Source organism: Winogradskyella pacifica, from assembly GCF_003386275.1.
Lineage (GTDB): Bacteria > Bacteroidota > Bacteroidia > Flavobacteriales > Flavobacteriaceae > Winogradskyella > Winogradskyella pacifica.
In genome coordinates this window covers 1-6,420 of record NZ_QREI01000016.1, presented here as the reverse complement: position 1 = coordinate 6,420, position 6,420 = coordinate 1, and the positions used below count along the sequence as shown (strand labels likewise).

General features: G+C 30.8%; 5 protein-coding genes. All 5 read left to right on the top strand.

The genetic code is table 11. From position 1 onward, the window contains the following. The first annotated feature begins 187 nt into the window (after positions 1 to 187). A complete protein-coding gene (locus tag DFQ09_RS18325; RefSeq protein WP_170309934.1) occupies positions 188 to 826 on the top strand; it encodes a suppressor of fused domain protein in 639 nt (212 codons plus the stop codon). A gap of 887 nt (positions 827 to 1,713) precedes the next feature. Continuing rightward, positions 1,714 to 2,094 (top strand): hypothetical protein, encoded by a 381-nt coding sequence (locus tag DFQ09_RS18320; RefSeq protein WP_115813035.1) that lies wholly within the window; start codon positions 1,714 to 1,716, stop codon positions 2,092 to 2,094. Between the two features lie 470 nt (positions 2,095 to 2,564). Continuing rightward, a complete protein-coding gene (locus DFQ09_RS18310; protein ID WP_115813033.1) occupies positions 2,565 to 3,329 on the top strand; it encodes a uracil-DNA glycosylase family protein in 765 nt (254 codons plus the stop codon). A 156-nt stretch (positions 3,330 to 3,485) separates the two neighbouring features. After that, on the top strand, positions 3,486 to 4,076 hold the full coding sequence (locus DFQ09_RS18305; protein WP_147298376.1) for a hypothetical protein: 591 nt from the start codon (positions 3,486 to 3,488) through the stop codon (positions 4,074 to 4,076). A gap of 157 nt (positions 4,077 to 4,233) precedes the next feature. Next, positions 4,234 to 5,517 carry a hypothetical protein gene (locus DFQ09_RS18300; protein ID WP_115813029.1) on the top strand — a complete coding sequence of 428 codons (1,284 nt, stop codon included), beginning with the start codon at positions 4,234 to 4,236 and terminating at the stop codon, positions 5,515 to 5,517. Positions 5,518 to 6,420 lie beyond the last annotated feature (903 nt).

Sequence of the window (6,420 nt, the reverse complement as noted above, 5' to 3'; positions counted from 1 at the left end):
TCAAACTATTTTTTTGCCTTCTAAACGGCTCTAAAAAATCTTTTGAATGTGGAAATAATAACCAAAAAAGAGTCAACCTATATCAGTATAATACAGAAACCGAAATCAAATGAAAATAATGAACTATAAAACTATCTTTCTGATTTTTGTTTCAACAATTATGTATTCCCAAAATGCCGAAAAAAATATGAGCGATAAAGTACCTAATAGTGTTGAAATTGTTGACAGTCATTTAGACCAATTCTTTGATGAAGATGCAGACATTGTTGTATTTGACGAAATAGAATCTGAAATAATTCACAGAGACATTTTTTTTATAAAAGCTACAGAAGATAGACCGTATCACATTTTATTGAGCTGTGGAATGAGTGCTTTACCAATGAAAGTTCCTGAAGACATAGAATCGTCTGAATTTGCAGAAGTTATGATTTTGCTACCAAAAGAATGGAATTTAAACTATGAGTCTTTTAGCGATGAACGTAATTATTGGCCAATTAGAATAATGAAGGAATTAATGATGTTACCACATCCAAATAAAACTTGGTTAGGTTTTGGACATACTTTTGGACACGAAGATGATGATGAACTTGCAGAAGGAATTGGATTTAATTCCGTAATGTTAGCCAGCTCAATGGAATTATCAGCTGATTTTACTGAAATTGAACTTGAAAACGATAAAACTATTGATATTTATACTTTAATTCCTCTTTACAAAGAAGAACTTGAGTTTAAGAAACAAAATAGTGCGACTGATTTACTTGAGAAATTTGACAAATTCGGAATTGAAGAAATTGTGAAAGTTGGAAGAAAAAATGTCTGCAAATAAAATACTACTGGCAACACCATATATAATTTATTGCTGGCTTCTAGCCTACTTACGAAAGTCCTCGCGGACTTTCTTGGTCGGTAATTATTTACTAAATTAGTTGCTTAAACCACGCAACAAACCATATACAAACACGTTGGCAGCAATGCGTGTACGGCAAAATCCAACGCTAAATTGTAACTTATACCAATCTGAATTTTAAGAAAATATAACATCGGATTTTCAAAACATAGAAATGAAAATCATAACGCAGGAATTACAAGCAGAACGGAAAATTGCGGTTAGAAAACAGAAACACCGGAATAAAAAAGCCTAGTTTCTTTTTCGCGATTTTTTTTTTAGAATTTTAAGTAAGTAAAATCAGAAAAAATAGAGTCGGAAATTTTAATTTCTTACGGAACTAGAATAATCATCTAACTCATTATATATAAAAGCTAGAATTTGACAAGTTTCCTCGATATTAAAAATATAACGCAGGATTTCCAAGCTGAACGGAAAATGCGTGTCTGATTAGCAACAACTCAAGACTAAAAACAGATTATCTCTCGATGTATTTAATCTTTAAGTTAATTAGATAACTAATTGAAATATATCTAATTATCGTTTATTTAAAAAACATAGGAGATAAAAATAAGCACGGCTGCCAACACCGTGTATATTTAATTGCTTTGTATGTGCTCATCTGGAATATTCCTTCGGAATATTCTCAGGTTCGTGGGTTTTTGTTAACTTACTCGCTGAACCGCGCAACTAAGCATACACAAAACCGTTGTAATGCATTTGCGGAAAATCAAGAATCGCAATAAAATTAACAGTTGACAAAGAATATTTTTGGAATTTAAAAAGATTATTAAAATCGGAATTTAATACTAAATAAAACAATCTGAATGAAACACATAATTACGATTTCAATAATAATTCTGACTTCTTGTGTTGGTTTGAAAAACGTTTCTAACGAATTGGTCGGAAAATGGAAATGTTATCATAAAGAACTTGAAGACGGAACTACAAAAAGTGTTGACGCCTTTAGTGGAAAAGAATTTGAATACTCTTGCGACGGAATTACAATCGAGCTGAATTCTGATTTTACTGGAGTTGATGATACTGGAATAAAATTTAAATATCAAAAAAAGGATTCGATTCTGACTTTGGGAAATCGGAGTTATATCCTTGAAAAATTGACTAAAACTGAACTTGTGATTAGGAATTATGACCCAAATGGAATTAGTCTCTCTAATTTTAGAACAAAATTTAGAAAGCAAGAATAATAGGAAATGGAAATTAAATATTGCTGGAGATGTAAAATGGACGTTCCAATGTTAGACAAAGAAGAACACGCAATCGCATCCAAACTTTATGCAAAAGGATTTAAAGTTTAAAAAAAAGACAGACAAGAACTTTTAGATTACTATAATGATTTAACTGGATTTGGAGAAACTGAACCTAATGCAATTGTACATCACGCTATCGGAATGTATGGTCCTGATTGTGAAAATTGTGGAAAACCATATAGAACACCAGAAGCTAAATTATGTGCAGCTTGTGGAAATAAGAGAATCAGAACGGAATAAAAAACGCATTACAACACCGTATATAATTTATTGCTAGTTCTAGCCTACTTACGAAAATCCTCGCGGATTTTCTATTCGGTTTTTATTTGCTAAATTAGGTGCTTAACCACGCAACAAACCATATACAACAACGTTAGCGGTCAGCTAAAAAAACGACACCCGACAATATGCCAATAGGAGAAATTGAAACTCATCCATATTTGATACAAGGTCAAATTAACCGAGCTACCAAATTGATTTTAGGTAGTTTCCCTGTTTACGAATGTACAGACCAAGACAACCGATTAAAACAAAGAAATAGACTTAATGAAGGAACAGTTCGCTTTTTTTATGGAAGTAATAGAAACAGTTTATGGACAAAATATAGTCAATTTATAGACAACACTATAAATCAACCTTGGAATCCAAATCTAATTCTTAATAGTTTAGAGAAAAGAAAAATTGCTGTTAGTGATTTAATTAAATCTTGTGAGAGATGTAGTTATAAAAAAAATAAACGAACTGGAGAAAAAATAGCTTTCCCATATAGTTCTGAAGATTCTGCTCTACGGAAAAAGACTTGGAATAGGGAAATTGTTAGTCAACTACTTTTAAATGGAGTAACTAAAATAATTTGCACTTCAAAAGGAGTACTATCTGACTTAGAAAAACAAATTATTTGTTATAACAGAAACCCATTAGGCATAAAGGACAACGATTTGAGTATGACATTCCAATCGGAATTCATAAATGAAATTGGAGGTAATACCAACGAAATAAAAAATGACATTGGCAAAGTATTTATTGTAGAGAATAGAAAAATATTAGCAATTGCAATCCCTTCACCTGGTTCACCACAGCGTCAAACTCACACATTTGGCTGCGGTGAACAGGAAAGATTAATTTATGCTGAACGATATTTTGAAAAAGCATTTAACTGGCTTACTGAATAAAAAGCAAATAAAGCCGAACCGCTAACAACGTATATAATTTATTGCTAATTCAAGCCTACTTACGAAAATTCTCGCGGATTTTCTATTCGGTTTTTATTTGCTAAATTTAGTGCTTAAACCACGCAACAAACCATATACAAAACCGTTACCTGCAATTTGAAAAAAATGACCGCCAAAATTAACTCAGCACATCAAGAAAATACGACTACCAAGAAGCATATTTCACTTTTGACTGAAAATATACAGGAGTTTATTAACTCAAAAAACGACTTTCAAGCATTTATAATATTATCGATTGGAATTGAATTTTTAGGGGCATTTGTGGATGAAAAAGACTTTAATGAATTCGGACAATCACAAAACAGATTTGAAAATTCATTAAAACATTGGTTTAATAACAAGTGGTATGAACAAAATAGAACTTGGATTTATCAAAATTTACGAGGTCCTTTAGTACACCAATATAGACCTGGAAAAGAAATTCTTTTAACTTCAAAATGTAAAAACAATATTGATTTAGAAAAACATTTGACAAAATCTAACGGAAAAACAATCTTTGTTTTAGAACAGTTATTTGCTGATTTCAAAAAAGCTTGCGAAAAAATTGACCGAGAAATGAATAATGACAAAAGCCCTTATAAAAACACTAAAATGTCTGAAAAGTATATGACTATTTATGAATTTGAAAATTGGAATAAGGAAAAAATAGTATTGTCTGGACAAACTGAAACAATAATTGGAGAATAAAAACTGCAGGTAACACCGTATAAAAACAATTGCGGTTTAGTGCTTAATCAAAAGGTCGTTGCGTGTTTGTAACGTCTGATTTTCCTTCGGAAAATCCTCGCATACAAACCCGCAACTATTCTTATACATAAACGTTAGCATACATTTAAAAAAAACTATGAGCATTTTAAAAAAAATCTTTAGTTCATGGAACAAGAATAATTTCGAAGGTGTCCGAATTGAAAAATTAAAACCATTTGAAAAAAGGTTTGAGAAGTCTACGGATACTGTTTGGTTTTCAGATAATAACATAGAACAATGCATTAGAGCAACCCAAAAACTAGGAATTGAACATATTCATCTACAAACCAATACACTTGACTTTTTAAGAGATAAACGATTAAGAAATATTAAAGGAATTTACATTCAATTTAAAATTGATGATTTAAGCCCTTTAATGATTCACAATCAGCTTACACATTTAAGAATTTCCGAAAATCATCATGAGATTTTTGACTTTGATAATTTCCCAGAATTAATCTTTATAAATGGTATAGGACCAAAGAAATATGTGAACTTTGATAAGCTCACAAATTTGAGGCATGTTTATATGCGTAATTACAACAAAAATAATTTTGCCGAATTCTCAAATTTTACTGATTTAAGAACACTTGAGATTTATTCTTTGTCCTGTGAAAATTTAAATGGATTATCGGACTTAAAAAAGCTAGAAGAAATAAGATTGGAAAAGTGTCCTAAATTATTATCATTAAATGGACTAGGCGAATCAAATTATGCGTTAAAACAAATTCATTTATTCAATTGTAAAAAACTGCAAGATGCATCAGCATTAGGCGAATTGCCAAATATTACAAATTTACTTATATCAGAAGTTAATGAATTAAACTCGCTAAAATTTTTATTGTCATTGTCAAAACTTGAAAACCTATATATTAAACCATTAGGTGTAGGAGTTAAAAAAAATGACTATTACCCACTAGTTGAAAAATTACAAGAAATGGGTAAAATAGAACAGTTAAAAAAATGGAAGAGATTAGATGAGTATCTTAATAAAAGAGTCGACATAGAGCAATATCATGAGGAACAAATATCTGAATTACAATTTATACTTAAATCTTTATCGATAAAAGATTGGAAGGAAAAATATGAAGATGGTCTTGAGCAATATAATTCCAAAAACTGTAAGAAAGCCGAAAATATAATATCAAAACTGATAAGTAAACTTGAAAAGAGTGAAGACTTAAAAGAGAATGATAAAATTGAACTAATCAAATTAAGTGTTTTAGAGTTTAATAAACTAAATGATAGTTTGGATGGTTGCTTTATTGAAACAGGAGAAAGAGAGGAACTTTGTGATATTTTTGACAACATAGCTGACTCTGTTGGAATTGACATTCACACTTATGAAGATGGAATAGCGAGTGAATGGAGAGATTGGTAAAAAACGTATGCTAACACCGTGTATAATTAATTGCTTTGGCAAGTGCTAATTTGGAAAATTCCTTCGGAATTTTCTCGGGTTCGTATTTGTTTACTAAATTAGTTGCTTAAGCACGCAACTAACCATACACAATCACGTTGGCAGCAATGCGCCTCGACAGCAAAAACCTTCGCCTACCCTGCCTTCAGGTTTTCTTTATTCGCGCTATTAAAGAACCTTTATTTGGAAATGCAAAACGATGGATTTAAAGCTTATCGAATATATTACGGTAAAAACTAATGATTAAACCAAAACCTGGACAATTTCGTTCAAATTAAACCTTAACTGAACATTTCAAAATCACCTACGTTAAACAAAAAAAAAGCCTAGTTTCTTTTTCGCGATTTTTTTTAGAATTTTAAGTAAGTAAAATCAGATAAAATAGAGCCGGAAATTTTAATTTCTTACGGAACTAGAATAGTCATCTAACTCATTATACGTAAAATCTTGAAATTGCCAAGTTTCCTCGATATTAAAAATATAACGCAGGATTTACAAGCTGAGCGTAAAATGCGTGCCTGATTAGCAACAACGCAGGACTAAAAACAGATTATCTCTAGATTTATTTATTAAGTTAATTAGTTAGCTAATTGGAGTATCTTAAATTATCATTTATTAAAAACATAGCTTATAAAAAAATAAGCACGGCTGCCAACACCGTGTATAATTAATTGCTTTGGCAAGTGCTTCTTTGGAAAATTCCTTCGGAATTTTCTCTGGTCCGTAAAAGTTTGCTAAATTAGCTACCAAACCACGCAACTAACCATACACGTATTCCAAGATCAAATCCTAGTAATATTTAGTTTTATTTTTTAGGCTGCATATTGCTGAAGAACGACATAAGGTGTTCCTCTTTTTACTACG

Excerpts from the sequence above, each read along its gene's own strand:
- DFQ09_RS18325 (WP_170309934.1), top strand. The coding sequence starts at position 188 with ATGAGCGATAAAGTACCTAATAGTGTTGAAATTGTTGACAGTCATTTA.
- DFQ09_RS18320 (WP_115813035.1), top strand. The coding sequence starts at position 1,714 with ATGAAACACATAATTACGATTTCAATAATAATTCTGACTTCTTGTGTT.
- DFQ09_RS18310 (WP_115813033.1), top strand. The coding sequence starts at position 2,565 with ATGCCAATAGGAGAAATTGAAACTCATCCATATTTGATACAAGGTCAA.
- DFQ09_RS18300 (WP_115813029.1), top strand. The coding sequence starts at position 4,234 with ATGAGCATTTTAAAAAAAATCTTTAGTTCATGGAACAAGAATAATTTC.